Genomic DNA, 20883 nt, shown 5'->3' with positions numbered 1-20883 from the left:
CGCTCGACGTCGAGCAGCGCAGAAGCGCACTGCCGCCGTACGGCAGCGGCGAGGGCGGCGGGACGGGCCATGAAGATCAAGGAAGGCGCTCGCCCCGGCATGATCGGCCAGTGGGGCTTGGCCCGTTGCGGACCGGCAGGTGGCCGAACGCAAACGCCAGGCCCCGCGCCGCAGTCATGACTTCGGCACGGTGTTGACGTAGCCGGTGCCGGAACTGTAGAAGCCGTCCACCGTTTTCTGGACCTCCGCGTGGGAGACAGCCTCACCGGCCTTGTAGTAGAACCAGTTGACCTTCATGTCCCATGTGCGCGGACCACCGGTGAAGGGAAGGTCGATGAACCAGTTGCTGAAATGGATGTCCATCTTCTCGCGCGGGACGTACTTGCCGGAGCTGGTGAAAAGGTCTTTGCCGTCCAGGGAATAGGTGACCTTTCCGTTCACCGCGGTGATCATCATGATGTGCCAACCCTCGAGGTGCTGCTTGGACGTGTGGCTGACCCGGTCCGGCGGATCGGCCTTGTACCAGCTGACGTTGTCGAGTTGCGAACCCACCGAACCCCAGCCGCCGTTGGGCAGATATTCGTGGTCGAGTTCGCTGTAGTTCTCCGAGGATTCCGAGGAGGAGATCGGAAAGAAGGTCTGGACGACGTGGTCGCCGTCGCGACCGGTCGTGGGCCTGCCGCTGAGATGGACCCGAGCCGCGTAGGTCCCCGTGAAGAGGGCTGTGCCTGTGCTCTGCACCTCGACCTGCTTGGTGCCCTGCCTGGTGCCGTCGGTGGAGGACTGCAGTTGCAGGACCCTGCCTCCTTGGGCGGTCGGGTCGGAGGGGAAGCCGGCGCCGGCACTGGACCAGGTGTCCTTGATCCCCGGGCTGCCCGCGCCGTTACGGACCTCCCAGCCGTTGGCGGTGAGCGAGGGGTCGTCGGGGCCGCTGTACTGGAAGCTGTCGAACAGGGTTCCCGGCGGTCCGAACGGGGTCGGCGAGGCGCCGGGGGCCGCGGCATCGGCAGCCCCGCCGGACGCGGGGCCACCGGAACACGCGGCGAGTACGCACAGCAGGGCGGGCAGCGTGAGCACGGTCCACACGCGGTGACGAGAGGTGCGGCGGGACTGGCTCACACGGGCTCCTTGGGGCGTAGAGGCGGTACCTGGACACGCCCTTTTGTAAATGAGGATCAAACGACTGATCACACGAGGGGGGCATCTTAGCGCCGGCTCGGAGGGTGTCTCGCAGGCGGCCTACGACTATCTGGAGGCCCTTCGTCTCGCCTACTGATCGGTACGTCCAATTGGCATTTCGATCCGATTACAACACCTGAGCAGATCACTCCAAATGCAGACATCGGTCCGCATTCGAATCGGTCCGGTGTACTAGCGTTCGCTCTGCTGTGCCGCGGTCTACGTACCCTGCACCCAAATGGTGCGCAAGGTGCGCGCAATCATCAATTCCATCGACCGCTGACCGGCGCACCCGGCGGAGCCTGACATGTCTGAGTCAAAATTTCGAGAGTCCGCTCCCGCACCGGTATTCGTCGACCAGTCGGGTCTGCGCGGCCGTGTGCTGCGAGGCCTCTGCTGGCCGGTCTCCCTGATCGGCGCGGTCCTGGCGGTCGCCATGGGCAGCAGCCTGATCGGTGTGCAGGCGGACGCCCCGGCGATGGGCATACCCGTGCAGCCCTCACGGCAGGCCGCTCCGCCGCCCTCACCCGTGCCGTCGCTGTCGCCCGGCCCGTCGTCCTCGTCGTCCGCGCCCCGGACCGCCACGCGGTCTGCGACACCCCAGGCGAAGACCGCGGCCACCACCACGAAGACCGCGGCCACCACGCCGAAGACCATGGCCGCCACGCCGAAGAACGCGGCCACCACGGCGAAGAACGCGACCACCGCGCCGCGCGGCACCGCGCCCCCCGGCCGGCCGGCGAAGCACCCCTGATCGTCCGCACCACCCATCTCCAGGAGCGTCATTGCCTCGCCACCAGCGCCGTCGGCAGTCCCTGCTCAGGCCGCGCCGACTGGCCGCGCCACCGCTGCGCTTCTTCATGCCGCTGTCCCTGCTGGCCTGCCTGCTCGCGCTCCTCGTCCTGCGCGGCCTCGCCACCAACGAGGCGTTCCACGACTCGCGGATCGCGATCTCGGTCGACAAGACGACCGTGCCGGACAACCTGCTCAAGGGGGGCCCGATCATCGACGCGCGGGGAACCAGGAACGAGCACCCCGTGAGCTATCACATCCCCGACCGCACCGTGGTTCTGAGCTTCGACGACGGTCCCTCGCCGGAGTGGACTCCGAAGGTCCTGGAGGTGCTCGCGGCCCGCAACATCCGTGCGGACTTCTTCGTGACCGGCGCGATGACCACGCGCAACCCGGAGCTGATCCGGCAGATCGTCGCGGGCGGCCACGAACTCGGCGTGCACACCTTCACCCACCCCGATCTGGTGTACCAGTCCCACGCCCGGATCAGCTGGGAGATGGCGCAGACGCAGCTGGCGCTGGCCGGTGTCGCGGGCGTCCACAGCGCGCTGTTCCGCCCGCCGTACTCCTCCGATGCCTCGGCGCTGGACGACTGGAACTACCCGGTGATCAAGTACGTGGGTGCGCGCGGCTACCTCACCGCGTTCATCGACCGCGACACCGACGACTGGAAGCGTCCCGGCGTCGAGCAGATAGTCAAGGCTGCGATGCCGTCCAAGCCCGGTGCGGGAGAGCTGATCCTGCTGCACGACGCGGGTGGCGACCGTACCCAGACCATCGCCGCGCTCGTACAGATCATCGACAAGCTGCAGGCCCAGGGCTACCGCTTCACCACCATCTCCGAGGCACTCGGCGCCTCCAGCGCTACCGTGCCGGTGCACGGTTTCCAGCTGTGGGCCGGCAAGGGATTCATCTGGGCCACCGGGTTCGCCGTGCACACGCTGCCGGTGCTGGTCGCGCTGCTGGCCCTCGTCGGCTTCCTCAACTTCGGCCGGTTCGCGCTGATGCTCGTTCTCGCACCGATCCACGCCCGCCGCTCCAAGCGGCGGGATGCCTGGGGGCTGCCGGTGACCGAGCCGGTCACCGTACTGGTCCCGGCCTACAACGAGCGCGAGTGCATAGCCAACACCCTCAAATCCCTGGCCGCCGGTGACCATCCCATCGAGGTGATCGTCATCGACGACGGCTCGACGGACGGCACCGCGGACATCGTCGAGGAGATGGACCTGCCGTTCGTCCGGCTGATCCGCCAGGTCAACGGCGGCAAGTCCAGCGCGCTCAACACCGGCATCGCGGCAGCCTCGTACGAGATCATCGTGATGATGGACGGCGACACCGTCTTCGAGCCGTCCACCGTACGCGAGCTGGTCCAGCCCTTCGGCGACCCGGCGATCGGCGCGGTCGCGGGCAACGCCAAGGTCGGCAACCGGGAGAGCCTGATCGGCGCCTGGCAGCACATCGAGTACGTCCTCGGCCACAACCTGGACCGCCGGATGTACGACATGCTGGGCGTCATCCCGACCATCCCCGGCGCGGTCGGTGCCTTTCGCAAGGAGGCCCTGCAGCAGGTCGGCGGGATGAGCGACGACACCCTTGCCGAGGACACCGACATCACCATCGCGGTGCTCTGCGACGGCTGGCGGATCGTCTACGCCGAGCACGCCCGCGCCTGGACCGAGGCTCCCGCCAGCCTCCAGCAGCTCTGGTCCCAGCGGTACCGCTGGAGCTACGGCAGCATGCAGGCGATGTGGAAGCACCGCGGCGCCGTGACCTCCCGCGGCCCGGCCGGGCGCTTCGGCCGACTCGGGCTGCCGCTCGTCGTGCTGTTCGGCGTGGTCGCCCCGCTGCTGGCGCCGCTGGTCGACATGTTCCTGCTGTACGGCGTGCTGTTCGGGGACGCCCCGATCACCCTCACCAGCTGGGGCGGCTTCATTCTGCTCCAGGCCGCGCTGTCCTGGTACGCCTTCCGGCTCGACGGCGAGAAGCCCTGGCATCTGATCAGCCTGCCGATCCAGCAACTCGTCTACCGGCAGCTCATGTACATCGTCCTGCTGCAGTCCGCGATCACGGCGATGACCGGTGGCCGGCTGCGGTGGCAGAAGCTCCGCCGCACCGGCGAGGTCGCCGTACCCGTGGAGGCCTGACCGTGACCGCACCCATCGAGCTCGGGCGCACCTGCGACACCGTCCAGCTGAGGGTCCCCGCCGTGCTGCGACAGGAGCCGGAGCGGGACCCGGAGCCGGGGCGGGAGCAGGACGCACCGCCCGAGCGCAAGGGCGGCCGGGACCGCTATTTCGACCTGCTGCGCGCGCTGGCGCTGGGCCGCGTGGTGCTTTACCACAACTTCGGCTGGTTCTGGCTGCCCCTCGTCTTCCCGTCGATGGGCGTGATGTTCGCGCTGGCCGGCTCGCTGATGGCCCGCTCGCTCAGCCGTCCCGCTCCCGGTGTGATCCGCAGCCGACTGCGTCGGCTGCTGCCGCCGATGTGGCTGTTCGGCGCCGTCGTGATCGCCCTCCAGATCCTCGACGGCTGGGGCCCCCACTCCGAGGGCCACCCCAGCTGGTGGTGGGCCAAGCTGGCCTTCTGGATCCTGCCGCTGAGCACCCCGCCCTACGCGGACGAGCTGGCCGGCTTCCACCATCACGTGGAACACACCTGGGCCGCGCAGATCATCGTCCCGCTCTGGTACCTCCGGGCCTACCTCTGGTACGTGCTGCTCTCACCGCTGATGCTCCGGGCACTGCGCCGGTTTCCGGTGGTGACGCTGTCCATGCCCCTGGCGCTGACGATCGTCATGAACACGTTCTTCGCCGACCAGGAATTCATCTACAGCCGGGTGTGGGAGACCGCCAACGACTTCACGATGTTCGGCTCCTGCTGGATCCTCGGCATGGCCCACCAGGAGGGGCTGCTCAAGAAGATCCCGCAGTACGTACTGCCGTCCATCGCACCGCTGATCATGGTGGCCGGCCTCTGGTACCTGCAGACCCGGCCGGTCGATCCCACCGAACCGACCGACATCGAGTCCTGGCCGATCGCCCAGGCCCTGTGGTCCTTCGGGTTCGTTGCCATCCTGCTCCACGTCAGCCCGTCCTGGGCGCAGTGGCCCGGACCGCTGGCACGCTGGAACGGCCTCGTCCGCCTCCTCAACGCACGCGCCGTCAGCGTCTACCTCTGGCACGAGGCGGCGCTGGTGGTCGCCGTCCCCCTGATCGACCCCCTGTGGAGCGTCCACTTCTTCTACACGAACCTCCAGTGGCTGCTGGCCAGCCAATGGTTCACGCTGCTGGTGGCGATTCCGCTGCTCGGCCTGCTGGTGCTGACCTTCGGCTGGGTCGAGGACCTGGCCGCCAAACGCCCGCCACGACTCTTCCCGTACCCGCGCCGCCGACGGGGCAGGCGCCGGGCCGCCGACTGACGGCGCTGCGCATCGCAGGAGCCGCCGGCACGGCCTACGTCACCACCGACCTGCGCCGCTCCCGCGACCACCGCCCCCACGACGGCCACGTACTGGCCCGCTGACCGGCGTCCGGTCCCACACGCAGGTGTTCACGTACGAGGGCCGCCGGCGCCGGCGGGCGACAGGGTCAGGCGGAGGTGAAGAGCAGGGCGGCGTTGTGGCCGCCGAAGCCGAAGGCGTTCGCCAGTGCGGCGGGCACCGGCATCCGGCGGGGGCCGCCCGCGACCACGTCCAGGCCGACCTCCGGGTCCGGAGACTCCAGGTTGCGGGTCGCCGGGACCACCCCCTCGTACACCGACCGCACCGCCGCGATGGCCCCCAACGCGCCCGCCGCCCCGAACAGGTGCCCCGTCATGGACTTGGTCGCCGTCACCGCGGCGTGCGTACCCACCGCCTCGGCGATCGACCGCGCCTCCACCAGGTCGCCCGCCTGCGTCGACGTCGCATGCGCGTACACGAGCGCGACGTCGGCGGGGGAGAGCCCGGCCGAGGCCAGCGCCGTCCGTATCGCGCGTACCTGTCCCGGCGCGTGGGCGGCGGTGATGTGGTGGGCGTCCGAGGTCACCCCCGACCCCGCCAGCCGTGCGTACACCCGCGCCCCGCGCGCGGCCGCGAACTCCGCCCGCTCCAGGACCACCAGCCCCGCGCCCTCGCCGATGACGAAGCCGTCGCGGCCGGTGTCGAAGGGACGGGAGGCCGCCGCCGGGTCGTCGTTGCGCGTCGAGTGGGCCTTGGCCTGCGCGAACCCGGCCAGCGGCAGCGGGTGCACACAGGCCTCCGTACCGCCGGCCACCACCACGTCGGCCCGTCCGAGCCGGATCAGGTCCAGGGCGAGCGAGAGGGCTTCCCCGCCCGAGGCGCAGGCGCTGACCGGGGTGTGCGCGCCGCCGCGCGCGCCGAGCTCGATGGACACCCAGGCCGCCGGACCGTTGGCCATCAGCATCGGAACGGTGTGCGGGGAGACCTTGCGCACGCCGGAGGCCTCCAGGACGTCGTCCTGCCCCAGCAGGGTCAGCGCCCCGCCCGTCCCGGTGCCGATGACCACGGCGAGCCGCTCCGGATCCACCTGCGGCCGCCCCGCGTCCGCCCACGCCTCGCGGGCGGCCACCAGCGCGAGCTGCTCGCAGCGGTCCAGGCGCCGCGCCTGCACCCGGTCCAGCACCTCGGCCGGATCCTGCAGCACCCGCCCGGCGATGCGTACGGGGAGGGACGCGGCCCACTCCTCCTCGATGGCGCGGATGCCGTTCTCGCCGCGCAGCATCGCCTGCCAGGTGGTGTCCGCGTCGCCGCCGAGCGGGGTGGTGGCCCCCAGGCCGGTGACGGCAACTCCGGTGATGCCCGTACCCATGACGGTTCCCCCTTGTAGTGATCTCACAGTCGGTCGGACTGGCTCTGTCACCACTGTGTCAAGCGAGGGCCTGACTCATGAGCGGGGTGATCAATCGATTCATGATCATGAATTTGTAGGGTTCGGCCATGGCGATCCGGCTCCCGGGCGGAGCGGCCCTGAGCCGTGGTCAGTTCGGCTCGGCCGCGCGCTCTGCCTGCAGAGTGCGCAGGAGGTCGAAGGCAGGGGCGTCCACCGGGCGCCGCGTGTTGCCGAGGGCGACGACGGCGAGCCGTTTCTCCGGGTCGAACCCGATGAAGGAGGAGAAGCCCCCTGTTCCTCCGTTGTGCCAGACCTGGAGGTGGCCCCCCTGCCGGGGGTGCAGGTGGTGGGCCATCCAGCCGAGGTGCACCCAGGCGAAGGAGCTCCTGCGGTACTCGACCGCACGGCTCAGGCGGATCGCCTCGGCGAGCTCTGCCGGGCCGCCGTCCAACTGGGCCCGTACGAAGGCCACCAGGTCCGTCGCCGTCGAATGCAGGCCTCCCGCTCCCGCCAGGTCGGCGAGATGCCAGCGTGCGGCGGGCCGCCCGCGGCGTGCGTGGCCCTGCGCGGAGCGGTCCGAGCGGGTGCCGTCCACCGTCACGGCGGTGTCGGTCATGCCCAAGGGGGCGCAGATCTCACGGGTGATGAGGGCCTCGTAATCGGTGCCCGCCCGGCGGGCGAGGGCCAGCCCCAGCAGGCCCGCTCCGAGGTTGGAGTACCGGAACCGCTTCCCCGGAGTGGCCCCCAGACGGGTCCGCGCCAGCCCGGACAGCAGGACGTCGGCCGTGCAGCCGGCGTACGGATCCGGTTTCGACGGGTGGAGCAGAGCCTGGAGCAGCATGCCTTTCGGCAGTCGCGGCAGGCCGGAGGTGTGGGTGGCCAGATGCTCCAGGGAGATCGGCCGGCCGTCCCGTGACGGAACGGCCGTCCCGGCGGGCAGCAGATCGGCGAGCGGCTCGTCCAGGCCCACCGTGCCGGCGGACGCCAGGCGCGCCAGGGCCAGGGCGGTGAACGCCTTGGTCACCGAACCGATCTCGAACAGGGTGCCGGGGCCGGGGACACCGCCGTGGTTCGCTCCGGTGCTTCCGGCACCCCGTATCTCCACGAGGTCATCCGCCACCGCGGCCACCACCACGCCGACGTGCTGCTCGGCCAGCCGGTCCGCGGTCTGCTGGGCGAGCGCTGCGAGTTCTTGTGCCATGACGGACATCATTGCCGCCTCCCCCCTTCCGGCCGGTGCGCCCTGATGATGATTTCCGGCGCCGGCACTGCGACCTGAGCAGTACGGCGAGGAGGGGAGCGTGATCGTCCGTCCGGACGGGGACTTCCCGCCGCAGCTGGGGCGTGCGGTCAGGTGCGGGCAGGTAGGTGCAGGGCGAAGCGGCGGACGGCATCCGTGAAGGCATCGGGATCGTCGAAGTTGGCGAGGTGTCTCGCCCGCGGGATCAGTTCGATGCGGGCGTCCGGATGAGCCCGGACGAAGTCCGTCTCGCCGGACCGGAAGACGGTGTCCTTCTCGCCGTTCAGGATGAGTACGGGAGCCGACACATGGCGCATGTCATCCGCGTCGAAGCGGCCCAGTACCTCGCCCCAGGCGGCCGGCAGCGTGTGGAAGGCGTAACCGGCGCGGATGGTGGCGCCCACGACCTCGGGTGAGTAGAGCCGACGTAGGAACCTGTCGTTCCAGCGGGTCAGCCGGTCCGCCGGTAGGCGAGGGACAAGCCCGGCGATCAACCGGTACGGCGTGGCCCACGGACCGCTCGTCGAGGCGCTGGCCCCCGCGAGAACCAGCCCCCGCAGCTGCTCCGGGCAGCGTCGTGCGAACTCCAGCGAGGCGTACCCGCCGAGCGAGTGTCCGACGACCAGAGCGGGTCCGCGGCCGAGTGAGTCCACCGCAGAAGAAATGATCTCCGTCGCCGCGTCCAGACTCCAGGGCTGAGCGGAGCGCGCGCCGTGGCCTGGCAGGTCGACGGCGGCCACCTGAAAGTCTTTCCGGAGAACGGTGAGCTGAGAGCTCCATTGCCCCGCGCTGAACCGCGTCCCATGGACGAAGACGATGGGTGGTGCATCCGTAGCTGTCATGAGTCCCCCCGGATCCGCGTGCTCTCCGGACCGACTCTACCGCCGGGCGGTGGCGATGGACTTCCGCACCCCCCTTCAGCACCTCGGTGGCCGCCCGTACGTACCCCGGGCGGTATCGGCTCGTTGACCCGGCATGGAACTGCCGACCATCGCGGCGCCGGGCGTCGGTGAACGGGCCGACGCCGTGGCCGATGCCGCATGCCACCTCTACGACACCATCGCCCCCTGGGGAACCGGCGCGCCCGGCGGTTGGAGCCGGGCCGCCGCCGAGGACGCCGCCGAGGCGATCGAGACCACCGCGCACGCCCTCGCGTCCGCCGACCCGGGCGCCGAGGTGGTCCTCGCGCCCGTCCACGCGGCCCTCGCCGACCTGCGCCGACGGCTCGGCCTCGCGCCCGCCGACGCGCTGAGCGGCGGCGGGCTTCCGGTGACACCGCGTACGGTCGGCAACCCGCGCCGGACCCGCCGGGTGCGGGTGCTCACCGCCGCGCCTTCGCCCCGGCAACCGCCTTCTCGTACAACTTCCTGATGTCCGCGCCGAAGTAGGAGCTGTACGAGGTGTCGGCCTTGTCCCCGCCGGTCTTCCAGCCGCCGATGACCCCCACCACGTCACCGGTCCCGGTGCGCGTGTCGTAGCCGGTCAGGAACGGACCGCCGCTGGTCCCGCCCGGATAGCCGGTGCAGTTGATCCGCAGGAACGATCCCGGGATCCGCGCGTCGGCACTGGTGAACTTCGTCGTCCGGTTGACGCACACACGCGGCCGGGCGGCGGAGGCGGGGTAGCCGATCAACCTGACCCGCGCGTGCGCGTAACCGGCGCCGGTCACCAGCCGGTTCCCGCCGACCACCGCCTCGACCGGGAAGCCGCGGGCGTCCGGACCGACCTGGGCGAAGGCCACGTCGAGGGTGGCCGCGCGGTCGACGCCCTGGGCGCGGTAGCGCGGGTCGATCCAGATCTTGGAGCGCCCGCCCGCGTCCCGCAGGACCGGGAACATGCCGTACGGCTGCGGCTTCGCCCGCGTGTACTGCGGTACGAAGGCCACTTGCTGGGTGTCGGAGCCGAGCAGGCAGTGCGCCGCGGTGAGCACCAGGTTGCGGCCGGGGGAGGAGACCACGCTCGCGGTGCAGAAGTAGGCCCCGCCACCCTTGACGAGGTACAGCCGGCCGGCGACCGGGATGCCGTCGAAATTCTGCCCGATGCCGGGGGTGAGGGCCGGCAGCCGTGGAACGGCCGGGCGTGCCGGGGCCGGAAGCGTGGCCGGAGACGGAGACGGAGACGGCGACGGAGACGGAGACGGAGCCGATGGGGCGCGGGTGGGCGTGGGAACGGCACCAGGTGTGCGTGTGGGAGCGGCGGTGGGAGCGGCTGTGGGCGTGGGGGTGGGGGCCGGAGTTGCGGACGGTACCGGGAGCCCTGTCACGACGGGGGTCGGCGTGGTGGCGGGGATCTCCTCGGCGGGCTCGGCCGGTTCGACGGGTTCGGCCGACTCCGGCGGTTCGGGCAGCTCGGGCGGTGCAAGATCCACGAGTTCGGGCGGCACGGGCGGCAACGGGGCGGCGGCGGCCATCCGTTCGGCGGTCCAGAAGGACTGCGCCTCGCGCGCCGACCAGCGGCCGACGGCCGCCGGGGCGGCGGCGCTCCCGGTCGCGGCCACGGACAGCGGCCCTGCCGGCGCCAGCAGGGCGGCCGCCATCACGGCCATCGTCAACGTACGTCGCATGCCGGACACTCCCTAAAGGGCCTGGGGGAAACGGAAGAGCCGGTCCGGGTCGTAGACACGCCGGACCTCCTGGAGGCGCGCGAGGTTCGGGCCGTAGTAGGCCTCGCGCCAGCCCGTGAGCTTGGGGTCGGTGTAGTTCTGGTAGGCGCGGCCGCTCACCCAGGGGCGCAGGGCCTGCCAGAGCCCGTCGAGCCAGCCCTGGTGCCGGGCCACCTCGGCGGCCGGTGCGGATCCGGGCCAGTAGACGAGGTACTGGGCGAGGAAGGCGCTGTCGCGGTGAACGAAGGCGGTGGAGCCGGCCGGGACGCGGTTCACCGCACCGCCGCAGACCCCGTCGAACTGGACCACGCCCAGGCCGCCCCGGGGCACGCTCGTCCCGTACCGCCGCGCGGCGTCCAGGACCGCGCCGATCGCCGCGTCCGGCAGCCCGCCGCCGGCCCAGAAGTCGGAGCGTGCGGCGTACGAGTCCCGGCCGAGCCGTCCCTGCGGGTCCCGGCCCGGCAGCGTGCCCGGCAGCCGGCACTGCGCGGGACTCAGCTCCAGGCAGCCGGACATGGCCCGGACGGTGTCCTCATGGCTGCGTACGGCGATCCAGCTGTCCCGCGGCGCCCCGCCGACCAGGTCGGACAGCCGGGTCAACTGCCGCTCCAGCTCCTGGCGGCCGTCGAGGCACACCACCCGCACCGCCGGCGGCGCCCCGGCCCCGGCGCCCACCTCGACGGTGAACTCCACCTGGCTCCAGAACGGGTCCGGCAGCCCGGCCAGCCAGCGCTGCCAGCCGCGCAGCACGGCCGCGGAGTCGCCGCCGGGCCAGTGGAGTTCGGCGTAGGCGCACGCGCCGACCGGGTGCGTGCGGAAACGGAATTCGGTGACCACGCCGAAGTTGCCGCCGCCACCGCCGCGCAGCGCCCAGAAGAGTTCCGGTTCCCGGTCGGCGGAGACCTCGCGGACGATCCCGTCGGGGGTGACCACCCGGGCCCCGGTGAGCCGGTCGGCGGTGGTCCCGTACGCCCGCGAGGCCAGGCCCAGCCCGCCGCCGAGGGTGAGTCCGGCGATGCCGACGGAGGGGCACAGCCCGGTCGGGACGGACCGGCCGTTCCCGGCGAGGGCCGCGTGCACGTCCCCGAGCCGGGCCCCGGCGCCGATCCGTACGTCGCCGTCGCCGTCGCTGCCGCCCTCGACCGACACCGCGGCCATGGCCCCGGTGTCGACGACCAGCCCGGCGGATCGCGTGGACCAGCCGGCGTAGCTGTGCCCGCCGCCGCGCGGAACCACGGGCACGGCCGAGCGGCGGGCGAAGTCCAGGCAGACGGCCACGTCCCCGGCGTGCGCGGGATAGGCGACCGCGGCCGGGGCGACCGCGTCGTACCGGGGTTGGAACAGCCGGCGGGCCTCCGGGTAGTCCCGGTCCCCGGGGAGCACCAGGCGCCCGTCGATCCCGCGTGCCAGCGCGCCGTAGTCCGGGGTCCGGGCCGCCGCCCCGACGGTGGCGAGGACGGCCGCGGCCGCGCTGCCCAGGACTTGGCGGCGATGGAGGCTCATACCTCCTTCCTGCCACCGCCCGGGCCGATAGGCGTGCAGGCAGGTCCCACAGGTACCGGGGTGCCCCCTGAACGGCGCACAGCCGAAACGGTTCGGTTTGTCCTATGGCCGTACCGCGATCCGCCCTCCGCGATCCGACCTGTGATCCGAAAATCCGTTCCGCGACCCGCGAACGGCCGCCGTACGCTGCCGTCATGGCCCTCGTGGATCTCAGCGCGCGCGCCGACGCGTTCAACGCCGACCCGTACCCCTTCTACGACGCGCTGCGCACCGCCGGCCCCGTCCACCGGCTGGTGCTGGGCGGCGAACGCACCTGGCTGGTCGTCGGCCACGAGGAGGCCCGGCAGGCCCTCGCCCATCCGGGACTGTCGAAGAACTGGCTCGGCTCCGAGCTGTTCACGAACACCACGCCCGTCCCCGCCGTCGCCACCGGCATGCTGGACACCGATCCGCCCCACCACACCCGGCTGCGCCGCCTGGTGGCCCGGGAGTTCACCGCCCGCCGCGTGGAGTCCCTGCGCCCGCGCGTCCAGCAGATCACCGACGAGCTGCTCGACGCGATGGCGGTCCGGCCCGACCGCCGGGCCGACCTGATCGCGTCCTTCGCCGTACCGCTGCCGATGACCGTCATCTGCGAACTCCTCGGCGTCCCGGGCCTGGACCGGCAGCGCTTCCGCTACTGGTCCGGGGAGATCGTCGCCCCGCTCGACGGCGTCGGCGCGGACCCCCGGGCCGTGGACGGGATGACCGCATACCTCCGCGAACTCGTGGCGGCCAAGGCCGAGGATCCCGGGGAGGACCTGCTGAGCGCCCTGATCCGCACCCGCGACGAGGACGGCGGCCGGCTCTCCCCGGACGAGCTGATCGGGATGGCCTTCCTGCTGCTGGTCGCGGGCCACGAGACCACCGTCAACCTGATCGGCAACGGCGTACGGGCCCTGCTCGCGCACCCCGCCCAGCTCGCCGCGCTGCGCGCAGACCCGGACGGGCTGATCGACGGGGCGGTGGAGGAGATGCTCCGCTACGACGGCCCGGTCCAGCACGCCACGTACCGCTTCGCCGCCGCGGACCTGGAGCTGGGCGGCGTCACCATCACGGCCGGATCCTCCGTCCTGGTGGCCCTCGCCGCGGCGGACCGCGATCCGGCGCGCTTCACGCAGCCCGCGCCGGACGTCTTCGACATCCGCCGCACCGGCCCGGGCCACCTCGCCTTCGGTCACGGCATCCACTTCTGCCTCGGCGCCCCGCTCGCCCGCATGGAGGGCCGCATCGCGGTCCGGGCCCTGCTGGAGCGCTTCCCGGACCTCGCCGGGGACCCGGACGCGGGCCCGCCCGACTGGCTTCCGGGCACCCTGATGCGGGGCGTGACGCGGCTGCCGCTGCGCTGGTGAGCGCCGGGCGAGCCCGGCGCGATCGGCAAGACACCCCCTCGGTGCGCGCCCGAGTACGGTCCAGTACACGGGCGGCCCTCCGCCTTGCGAGGCACGGCACCCAGACGCCGGGGGCCCGCCCCGCGGGCGCCGGCGCTACTTTGCGGACACGCCCTGGCCCTTGCGTGCCAGCAGGAAGCCCTGGGCGGACTTCTCGTCGGGGCCCGGCTCGCGGACCAGGCGGGCCACCTCGGTCAGTCCGGCCCCGGCCAGCAGGGCCGCGATCAGCTCGGGCGGTGTCCGGTACACGTCGAGGTCGACCGGATGCCCGTACGCGTGGTCCAGCCGGATCCGGTCGTCGCCCGCCTTGAAGGCGATCAGGAGGTGGCCGCCCGGCGCCAGCACCCGGGCGAACTCCGCGAACAGCGCAGGCAGTCCGGAGGGCGGGGTGTGCACGGTGGAATACCAGGCCAGCACCCCGCCCAGGACACCGTCGGCCACGTCCAGGGCGGCCATCGACCCCACCTCGAAGCGCAGCCCCGGATACGTCCGGCGGGCCACCGCCACCATCGCCGGGGACAGGTCGACGCCGAAGGCCCTTACGCCCAGCCCGTCCAGATGCGCCGTCACCCGGCCCGGGCCGCAGCCCAGGTCGGCCACCGCCCGGCCCCCGCCGCCCGCGTCGTCGCGCACGTACTCCGCGAAGGCCGCCAACATGGCCCGGTCCAGCGGCTTTCCGGCCAGTTCGGCGCTGAGCAGCCGCGCGTAGTCGACGGCGACGGCGTCGTAGGACGCCCGTACGGAGCTGAGGTACGAGGTCTCTGTCATGCCCCTGAACAGTAGCCTCCAGAGCCCCTCCGAGGGGAAACCGGCCGAGTGCTCCCGCTCACCCCCCGACCAGCGGATTGGGCAGTTCCGCCCACTGATCACCCGGAATCCCGGGACTCAGCCGCATCAGGGTGAGCGCCTTGGTGGGCAGCGGCCCGGTCAGCAGAGCTTCGGTGTCGGCGGTGGCCGGCAGGGCGGTCACCTCCGTGAGGGCCTCGGCGAAGGCCCCGGCCGAACCCGCCGTGGCCCCGAGCGCCCCCGTCAGCAAGGACCCGAAGAGCTTGCGCCGCAGCACGGCCACGTCGTCCGTGACCAGCCTGCCGGACAGGGGCGGCACCGGCAGGCCGTGCCGGGCCAGCCGGGCCGGGCTGATCCGGATGTCGGCGAGGTCGCGGTAGACCAGCCGCAGCGGGGCGCCGGCGGGGGAGAGGACGACGAGGAGGTTCTGGCCGTGGGCCTCCAGGGCCACCCCGAGCTCCAGCACCCGCAGGCACACCGAGAGCGCGAGCCGGGCGAACTCGGCCCGCCAGGCCGCCGAGCGCGCCGGGCCGAAGGAGGCCAGGGCGGCCACCGGCAGCACCCGCTCACCGGCGGCGGCGTCCGCGTACACCTCCGGCGGCTCGCGCAGCACGGCCGCCAGGTCCGGACTGTGCGCGGTCGTGGCGCCCAGCGTGCGGGTGATGTGCAGCCGGCCGTTCAGCCGCTCGGACAGGCCCTGGGCGAAGGCCGAGACCGCCGCCGCCGTCTCGATGGAGTAGACGGAGATGTCCCGCACGGACGAGGTCAGCCGCGCGCTCAGCGCGGTCTTCACGTGCGCCCCGCCGTCGGTGGGGGCCAGGGTGCGCAGGGCCATCAGCGGGTGCGCCGCGAAACCGGGCCGCACCCGCTCGTGCTTCAGGACGTGCGCCGCCTGCCACGGGTGGACGGGGACCAGGACCCGTCCCGCGTCCCGCAGCTCCTCCGGCCAGTCGCCGGTGACCAGGCATTCCTCGGCCCGTACGGCGACCAGCCCGAGTTCCACCACCGGCCGGTGCTCGGGCGCGTACGCCAGCTGCTCGGCCACCGAGAAACCGGGCCGGGAACGGCAGTTCGGGTGGTAGGGGTGCCCGTCGACCACCCGCTGCTCCCATTCCCAGGTGGTCAGCGGGGCGGGGTCCTCCCCGGCCGGCGGCTGACCGGCCCGGGAGAGCGCGAGGGAGGCCGTACAGGCGTCCAGCTCGGCGGCGAACCCCTCCCCGTGCGGCACCCCGAGGGCCGCCACCAGCCGCGCCGCCTGCCGGTAGGGCCTGCCGTCCAGCAGCAGCTCGCTCACGTAGGGGCCGGTCGCGTACGGATCCGGCAGCGGGCCCTCCAGCCGGGCGCCCCCGGCCAGCAGCAGCGCCAGGCCGTCGGACCCGTGCTCGCGGGCGAGGACCCAGGGCAGGGGCTCGTAGGCCAGGGCCCGCCACAGCCGGGTCAGCACGGCCGCCCGGGCACCGCCGAGCGCGGCGGCGTACGAGGCTCCGAGCGACGGGCGTACGCCGGCCAGCTCGGCGGCGACGGCTTTTTCGGCCGGGGAGGGGGAAAGGTGCATGCTGAGGCTCCGGCATCGGAATATCGCTTTACGGGATGATCAAGTAATGATTGCGGATACTGAAGATCACGACTGGTGGTTACGCCCTGCGAACCTCCGGCGCACCGGATGGACCGAATGGAACCAGTGGACCTCAACGCCGCCGCCGACGCGTACGCCGCCGCCCCGCTCCTGAACTGCCTGCTCAGGGAGGCGGCCGAACCCGCCGCGGGGTCCGGCGCGGGCGCGGGAACAGATCTGCGCGTCCACCGGCTGCGCGGCAGCGGGCGGCTGCTCCGGGTGCGCGGCGGGCGCCGGCCCGCACGCCCCGAACTGCGCACGGCGGACGGCTGGCACCCGCTCAGCCACCCCGAACTGGCCAAACTCGTCTCCGACGAACTGGGCCGGTTCACCGGTGTCCCCAACGACGAGCTCCCCGTCGAGATCACCGACAGCCGCGACGCGATCGCCGCGCTGCTGGCCGCCCGGGTCACCGCCGAACCCCCGGCGGACCCGTACCTCCTCTCCGAGCAGTCCCTGGTCATGGGCCACCCCCACCACCCCGCCCCCAAGGCCCGCGGCGGGGCGCCGGCCGGGAGCTGGCTGCCGTACGCGCCCGAGGCGTACGCCCGTTTCCCGCTGGTCTTCCTGGGGCTGCGCGAGGACCAGAGCGTAGAGGAGGGCGGCCCGGCCGCGTCCGCCGCGATCGACGCCCTCGCCGACGCCCTCGACGGGCCGCGCGCTCCCGCCGGATACCGGCTGCTGCCCGCCCACCCCTGGCAGCTCGACCTCGTCGGCGAGCGGCCCGCGGTGCGCGAGGCCTTCGCCGACGGGCGGCTGCTGCGGCTCGGAGCGACCCGGCGGCCGGCCTGGCCGACCGCCTCGATCCGGACCCTGTACGTACCGGACGCGGCGGCCGACCTCTTCGTGAAGTTCAGCCTCGACGTCCGGATCACCAACGACGTGCGCCGGCTGTGGCGCCACGACCTGCTGAAGCTGCGCCGTACCGACGCGGCCGTCGAGGCCGGTTTCGCCGCCCTGCGCCGGACCGGCGCGGCCGCGGCCTGGCTCCCCGACCGCGGCTACCGCACCGCCGCCTTCGCCTTCGAGGAGCTCGCCGTCCTGGTCCGCGACGGCTTGCACGCGCACACCGTGCCCGGGGCCACGCCGCTGCTGGCAGCCGCGCTCGCGGAGGGCTACCCGGGGAGCCCTCCGGCCGGGACCGCCGACCCGGTCCGCTGGTGGCGGGCGTACCTGCGCCAGGTCGTGCCGCCGGTGCTGGAACTGTTCGCCCGGCACGGCATCGTTCTGGAGGCCCACCTCCAGAACACCCTGGTCGCCGTCGACGCGGACGGCCTGCCGGTACAGGCCCTCTTCCGGGACGCGGAGGGGGTCAAACTGCCGGCGGACCTGCCGCGGGCAGATGCCTGGCAGCGCCTGGTCTACTGCCTGGTCGTCAACAACCTCACGGAGATCGCGGGCGCGCTGTCCGGACGGCACCCGGACATCGCGCCGCTGCTGTGGCCGGCCGCACGGGAGGAGTTCCTGCGCTACGACGCCACCCGCGGGCTCCCCGAGATCGCGGAACTGCTGGCCGCCGCAACCCTGCCCGGCAAGACCAACCTGCTGCTGCGCTGGACACGGGCGGACGGCGCGGACGCCCGCTACCTGCCCCTGCCGAACCCGCTCGGAGGCTAGCGGCGGAAGTGGGCGCGGTGCTCGTGGAGGAAGGCGTCGAGCGTGCGGGGCGGGCGGCCCAGGATGTCGCTGACGGTGGTGGTGGGGGCTTCGGGCCGGGTGACGGTGAGCTGCTGGATCTCCGTCACGTGGTCGGCGAGCCAGGCGGGCATGTGGGCGTTGCGGATGAGGTGTTCGCGCAGTTCGTCCGGGGTGAGGTCGACGTAGCGGATCCGATGGCCGGTCAGGGCGGTCAGCCGTGAGGAGACTTCGGGGTAGGAGACGGCTTCGGGTCCGGTCAGCGTGTAGGTGCCGCCGGCGATGTCGGGCCGGGTGAGGGCGGCGGCGGCGACGTCGCCGATGTCGCGGCAGTCGATGTAGTTGCAGGGCGCGTCGCCCGTCGTGCCGAGGATGACCCCCTGGGCGACGGTGGGAGCCAGGCGCAGGAGGTTCTGCGTGAACGCGTAGGGGCGCAGGACGGTGTGGGTGACGCCGACTGCGCGCAGGTGTTCCTCGACGGCGTGGTGTCCGCGGGAGACGGCGACCGGTGAGTCGGGTTCGGCGGCGGGTGCGGAGATCTTGACGATGTGTCCGATGCCCGCGTCGGCGGCGGTGTCGATGACGCGGGTTTCGAGTTCGACCTGTGCGGGGCCGTTGGCCATGGCGAGGAAGAGCTGACCGGCGCCTTCGAAGGCGGTGCGCAGGGAGTGGGGGTCGGTGGCGTCGGCGTACCGGACCTCGACGGGAGGCCGGTGAGCGCCGGCTGCGCCGGGGACCGGCCGGTGCGGGGTACGGGTCAGTGCGCGTACGGGCGTGCCGGCCGCGGCCAGGCTGTGGAGCAGGGCGTTCCCGGTCGCTCCGGTCGCTCCCATGACAACGATCATCGTGTGCTCATTCCTTGGTGACTGTGACTGTGACTGTGGTGACGGTGACTGCGACTGTGAGTGCCCGGCGACGGATGCCGCCGCGCCGCCTATGCCGTGGTGGTGCTGCTGCGCCAGCGCAGGGTGACGATGGTGGTGGCGAGCGCCGCGGAGACGGGCAGGTCCACGCGCAGGCGCTCCAGCCACGGGGTGGCGGGGACCGGGGTGTGGGTGGGTATCCACTGGGCGGTGAACCACCCCAGCAGGGCCGCCGCGCCGACGGCGGTGATGACGAGTACGGCGGTCAGGACGCCGCGCGGCATGGAGAGGGTCCACCGCCGGGGCCGCCCGCCGTGCCGCAGCCAGGTGCCGACCAGGAACGCCACCACGGCGGAGGTACCGGCGATGGAGGTGCAGGCGGCCACGGCCAGGTCCCGCTGCCCGGTGACGACTCCGGCGGCACCGGCTGTCAGCGCGGGCGCGGCGTACGCGGTCAGGACCTCGCGCCACAGGGCGAACGGCCGAGACGGCCGGGGCCGCCGGGATGGCCGGGAGGCTGTTCGGTCCGGGCTGGTCCTGTGCTTCGGTGACGCGGGCATGCTGGCCTCTTTCTCGGTCGGGTCGGGTCGGGTCGGGGAAGCGAAGGGGTGCGTGCGGTGCGGTGGCGGAGCCGCAATGCCCGCTCCGCGAAGATAATTAGGCGGCTAACTATTGCGGCGTGAAAAGGGCCCCTGCCCAGAGAGCGGGGCCGATATGGCTGTGGGTCGGGTCAGTCCGCCGTCAGGGCCACACTGCCGCGCACGACGCGGGCGAGCAGGTCCAGGAACACCGCACGCTCCTCCACGGAAAGCCCGCCCACCATCGCCTCCAGCCGCCCGAAATGCTCGGACGCCATGTCGCGCAGGCGCTGCGCCCCGCGCGCGGTCAGGACGGCCACCGTGCCCCGGCCGTCCTCCGTGGACGGGCGGCGGGCGATCAGTCCTTCGCGTTCCAGGCCGTCCAGCAGGCCGGTGACCGTGGCCCTGGAGACGCCGAGGTCGACCGCGAGGCGTGAGGGAGACTTCTCCCCGCCGTGGTCCTCGAGGTCCGCGAGCAGGCGGTATCGCCCCGTCGACAGGCCGAACCGGGCGAAGTGCGCCTCGGCCGCCCGGCCGACCCGCGCACCTGCCGAGATCAGGCGCACCGCGACCAGGACCGCCTGCGGGTCGACCTCCAGGCCGTAGTGCTCGACCTGCCGCCTGGCCTGGTCCAGCGTGGGTGCCTCGCCGTCGGTGCCGTCCCTCGTCATGAAAGTAATATGGCGGCTAATCAGTTCCCTTGTCAAGGCGCCCGGACCCCCGGGGGGAGCGTGGGGGTGAAATCGGCCAATCCGGGCCGGGTGCCCGATCCGCCTCACAGAAAGGTATAGACCAATGCTACGTTGGTCGGGCAGACCGCGCAGTCCTTGACCACCCGTCAGAGGAGAAGCCATGCCCTCCCCTTCGCGGGGCGGCGGCCAGGCCGCCATGCCCAAGTACCAGCGGATCGCCGCAGCGCTGCGCCGCGATCTCGACCGCGCCGCGCACACTCCGGGCGGCCGGCTGCCGTCCGAACGCAGCCTCGCCGCCCGCTACCAGGTCAACCGGCAGACCATCAGGGCTGCCCTCCAGTACCTGCGCGAGGACGGCCTCGTCGTCACCGGCCGCCGCGGCACCCGCCCCGCAGTCCCCGCCGTCCCCACTCTCGCAGCCGTTCCCACCCTCGCCACCGTCTCCGTCGTCCCGGCCGCGGCCCCCTCCGCCGGACGTGCGCCGGCCCGGAGCTGGGTCACCTTCGTCACCGTCCCGCCCTCGCTCGGCACGCTCCTCGGCATGGCCGGCGGAGATCGCACCCTGGTCCATCACCACCGCGAACGCGGCCCGGCCGGTGAGACCCTGCGGGACGCCGTCACCTACTTCAGCCCCGGAGCCGTCGCGCGCAGTCCTGAGCTGGCGGCCCTCCGGCCCCGGACGGCGGCGGCGACGACCGTCCGCGAGCAGGACCTGACCCCCCTGCACCGCTGGCTCGACCGCGCCGCCGCCGTGGGCCGGGTCGCCGAGACCCTCACCATGACCCGCGTCACCCACCCGCAGTCCACCGTCCCGGCCTGCGGCCTGACCGTGCGCCGCACCCTGCACGACAGCTCCGGCCGACTGCTGGCCGTCACCGACCTGGCCTTTCCCACCTGGGACCGCCTCACCTTCCACCGCGACCGCCGCGACCACGCGACCACCGGTTTCCGCATCACGTAACGGCCGGGCCTGCGCTGTGGCCTCGGCCACAGCGCGGGCGGCGGCGCACCGGGCCCGGCGGCCGGACCGGCCGCCGGGCCGCCGCCCCAACGCCCCTCCCGGGGGAGGGCGTACCCGACCGCGGCCCTGGGCGACCTCCCGCCCATGTGCGCGGATCCGCCCGCGGGGCCCTCGTGCC

The 20883-nt window shown here is 72.9% G+C and carries 18 protein-coding genes; 7 read left to right on the top strand and 11 right to left on the bottom strand.

Annotation, left to right across the window (positions count from 1 at the left end; all coding sequences use genetic code 11):
* Positions 1-174: 174 nt before the first annotated feature.
* A complete protein-coding gene (locus ACZ573_RS08660) occupies positions 175-1119 on the bottom strand; it encodes a LamG domain-containing protein (protein WP_471300975.1) in 945 nt (314 codons plus the stop codon).
* Between the two features lie 439 nt (positions 1120-1558).
* On the opposite strand from ACZ573_RS08660, the gene ACZ573_RS08655 reads away from it, so the two are divergent.
* From ACZ573_RS08655 to ACZ573_RS08645, 3 genes are all read left to right on the top strand, one after another.
* Positions 1559-1933 (top strand): hypothetical protein, encoded by a 375-nt coding sequence (locus tag ACZ573_RS08655; protein ID WP_471300974.1) that lies wholly within the window; start codon positions 1559-1561, stop codon positions 1931-1933.
* Positions 1934-2027: 94 nt separating this feature from the next.
* Complete coding sequence (locus tag ACZ573_RS08650; protein WP_471301762.1) at positions 2028-4115, top strand: bifunctional polysaccharide deacetylase/glycosyltransferase family 2 protein; 2088 nt, start codon at positions 2028-2030, stop codon at positions 4113-4115.
* Positions 4116-4117: 2 nt separating this feature from the next.
* Entirely contained in the window at positions 4118-5389 is a 1272-nt protein-coding gene (locus tag ACZ573_RS08645) for an acyltransferase family protein (protein WP_471300971.1), read from the top strand.
* 169 nt (positions 5390-5558) lie between these two features.
* Here ACZ573_RS08645 and ACZ573_RS08640 read toward each other — a convergent pair whose 3' ends face one another.
* From ACZ573_RS08640 to ACZ573_RS08630, 3 genes are all read right to left on the bottom strand, one after another.
* Positions 5559-6779 carry a beta-ketoacyl-[acyl-carrier-protein] synthase family protein gene (locus tag ACZ573_RS08640; RefSeq protein WP_471300969.1) on the bottom strand — a complete coding sequence of 407 codons (1221 nt, stop codon included), beginning with the start codon at positions 6777-6779 and terminating at the stop codon, positions 5559-5561.
* A 169-nt stretch (positions 6780-6948) separates the two neighbouring features.
* Positions 6949-8001: a serine hydrolase domain-containing protein gene (locus ACZ573_RS08635; RefSeq protein ID WP_471300967.1), complete on the bottom strand. Its 1053-nt coding sequence runs from the start codon at positions 7999-8001 to the stop codon at positions 6949-6951.
* 149 nt (positions 8002-8150) lie between these two features.
* Complete coding sequence (locus ACZ573_RS08630; protein ID WP_471300964.1) at positions 8151-8882, bottom strand: alpha/beta fold hydrolase; 732 nt, start codon at positions 8880-8882, stop codon at positions 8151-8153.
* Between the two features lie 133 nt (positions 8883-9015).
* Between ACZ573_RS08630 and ACZ573_RS08625 the strand changes: the two genes are divergently transcribed.
* Positions 9016-9411 carry a hypothetical protein gene (locus ACZ573_RS08625; RefSeq protein ID WP_471300962.1) on the top strand — a complete coding sequence of 132 codons (396 nt, stop codon included), beginning with the start codon at positions 9016-9018 and terminating at the stop codon, positions 9409-9411.
* Here the strand turns inward: ACZ573_RS08625 and ACZ573_RS08620 are convergent.
* Both ACZ573_RS08620 and ACZ573_RS08615 read right to left on the bottom strand, forming a co-directional pair.
* Positions 9362-10603 carry a trypsin-like serine peptidase gene (locus ACZ573_RS08620; protein WP_471300960.1) on the bottom strand — a complete coding sequence of 414 codons (1242 nt, stop codon included), beginning with the start codon at positions 10601-10603 and terminating at the stop codon, positions 9362-9364. The two genes, ACZ573_RS08625 and ACZ573_RS08620, sit on opposite strands and share 50 nt — an antisense overlap.
* Before the next feature lie 12 nt (positions 10604-10615).
* The gene (locus ACZ573_RS08615) at positions 10616-12145 is read right to left on the bottom strand and encodes an FAD-binding oxidoreductase (protein ID WP_471300958.1); all 1530 of its coding nucleotides are present in this window, start codon (positions 12143-12145) and stop codon (positions 10616-10618) included.
* A 194-nt stretch (positions 12146-12339) separates the two neighbouring features.
* On the opposite strand from ACZ573_RS08615, the gene ACZ573_RS08610 reads away from it, so the two are divergent.
* Positions 12340-13536 carry a cytochrome P450 family protein gene (locus ACZ573_RS08610; protein WP_471300956.1) on the top strand — a complete coding sequence of 399 codons (1197 nt, stop codon included), beginning with the start codon at positions 12340-12342 and terminating at the stop codon, positions 13534-13536.
* Positions 13537-13671: 135 nt separating this feature from the next.
* Here ACZ573_RS08610 and ACZ573_RS08605 read toward each other — a convergent pair whose 3' ends face one another.
* A complete protein-coding gene (locus ACZ573_RS08605; protein WP_471300954.1) occupies positions 13672-14343 on the bottom strand; it encodes a class I SAM-dependent DNA methyltransferase in 672 nt (223 codons plus the stop codon).
* 58 nt (positions 14344-14401) lie between these two features.
* The gene (locus ACZ573_RS08600) at positions 14402-15916 is read right to left on the bottom strand and encodes an IucA/IucC family protein (protein ID WP_471300951.1); all 1515 of its coding nucleotides are present in this window, start codon (positions 15914-15916) and stop codon (positions 14402-14404) included.
* 108 nt (positions 15917-16024) lie between these two features.
* Between ACZ573_RS08600 and ACZ573_RS08595 the strand changes: the two genes are divergently transcribed.
* Positions 16025-17593 carry an IucA/IucC family protein gene (locus tag ACZ573_RS08595; protein ID WP_471300948.1) on the top strand — a complete coding sequence of 523 codons (1569 nt, stop codon included), beginning with the start codon at positions 16025-16027 and terminating at the stop codon, positions 17591-17593.
* Here the strand turns inward: ACZ573_RS08595 and ACZ573_RS08590 are convergent.
* The 3 genes from ACZ573_RS08590 to ACZ573_RS08580 form a co-directional block, all read right to left on the bottom strand.
* Positions 17590-18456: an NmrA family NAD(P)-binding protein gene (locus ACZ573_RS08590; RefSeq protein WP_471300945.1), complete on the bottom strand. Its 867-nt coding sequence runs from the start codon at positions 18454-18456 to the stop codon at positions 17590-17592. The genes ACZ573_RS08595 and ACZ573_RS08590 overlap by 4 nt on opposite strands.
* 89 nt (positions 18457-18545) lie before the next feature.
* Entirely contained in the window at positions 18546-19034 is a 489-nt protein-coding gene (locus ACZ573_RS08585) for a hypothetical protein (RefSeq protein ID WP_471300942.1), read from the bottom strand.
* 170 nt (positions 19035-19204) lie between these two features.
* Positions 19205-19723 carry a MarR family winged helix-turn-helix transcriptional regulator gene (locus ACZ573_RS08580; protein WP_471300939.1) on the bottom strand — a complete coding sequence of 173 codons (519 nt, stop codon included), beginning with the start codon at positions 19721-19723 and terminating at the stop codon, positions 19205-19207.
* Between the two features lie 181 nt (positions 19724-19904).
* Between ACZ573_RS08580 and ACZ573_RS08575 the strand changes: the two genes are divergently transcribed.
* Positions 19905-20705 (top strand): GntR family transcriptional regulator, encoded by an 801-nt coding sequence (locus ACZ573_RS08575; protein WP_471300936.1) that lies wholly within the window; start codon positions 19905-19907, stop codon positions 20703-20705.
* Positions 20706-20883: the final 178 nt, after the last annotated feature.

This window comes from Streptomyces sp. NPDC040545, from assembly GCF_055595065.1.
Note: the sequence above shows the minus strand (reverse complement) of the source record. Positions and strands in the feature narration are given on the sequence as shown.

Coding starts and splice junctions, on each gene's coding strand:
- ACZ573_RS08630 (WP_471300964.1), bottom strand. CDS start 8,882: ATGACAGCTACGGATGCACCACCCATCGTCTTCGTCCATGGGACGCGG.
- ACZ573_RS08620 (WP_471300960.1), bottom strand. CDS start 10,603: ATGCGACGTACGTTGACGATGGCCGTGATGGCGGCCGCCCTGCTGGCG.
- ACZ573_RS08635 (WP_471300967.1), bottom strand. CDS start 8,001: ATGGCACAAGAACTCGCAGCGCTCGCCCAGCAGACCGCGGACCGGCTG.
- ACZ573_RS08605 (WP_471300954.1), bottom strand. CDS start 14,343: ATGACAGAGACCTCGTACCTCAGCTCCGTACGGGCGTCCTACGACGCC.
- ACZ573_RS08590 (WP_471300945.1), bottom strand. CDS start 18,456: ATGATCGTTGTCATGGGAGCGACCGGAGCGACCGGGAACGCCCTGCTC.
- ACZ573_RS08610 (WP_471300956.1), top strand. CDS start 12,340: ATGGCCCTCGTGGATCTCAGCGCGCGCGCCGACGCGTTCAACGCCGAC.
- ACZ573_RS08625 (WP_471300962.1), top strand. CDS start 9,016: ATGGAACTGCCGACCATCGCGGCGCCGGGCGTCGGTGAACGGGCCGAC.
- ACZ573_RS08615 (WP_471300958.1), bottom strand. CDS start 12,145: ATGAGCCTCCATCGCCGCCAAGTCCTGGGCAGCGCGGCCGCGGCCGTC.
- ACZ573_RS08600 (WP_471300951.1), bottom strand. CDS start 15,916: ATGCACCTTTCCCCCTCCCCGGCCGAAAAAGCCGTCGCCGCCGAGCTG.
- ACZ573_RS08640 (WP_471300969.1), bottom strand. CDS start 6,779: ATGGGTACGGGCATCACCGGAGTTGCCGTCACCGGCCTGGGGGCCACC.
- ACZ573_RS08595 (WP_471300948.1), top strand. CDS start 16,025: ATGGACCGAATGGAACCAGTGGACCTCAACGCCGCCGCCGACGCGTAC.
- ACZ573_RS08585 (WP_471300942.1), bottom strand. CDS start 19,034: ATGCCCGCGTCACCGAAGCACAGGACCAGCCCGGACCGAACAGCCTCC.
- ACZ573_RS08580 (WP_471300939.1), bottom strand. CDS start 19,723: ATGACGAGGGACGGCACCGACGGCGAGGCACCCACGCTGGACCAGGCC.
- ACZ573_RS08575 (WP_471300936.1), top strand. CDS start 19,905: ATGCCCTCCCCTTCGCGGGGCGGCGGCCAGGCCGCCATGCCCAAGTAC.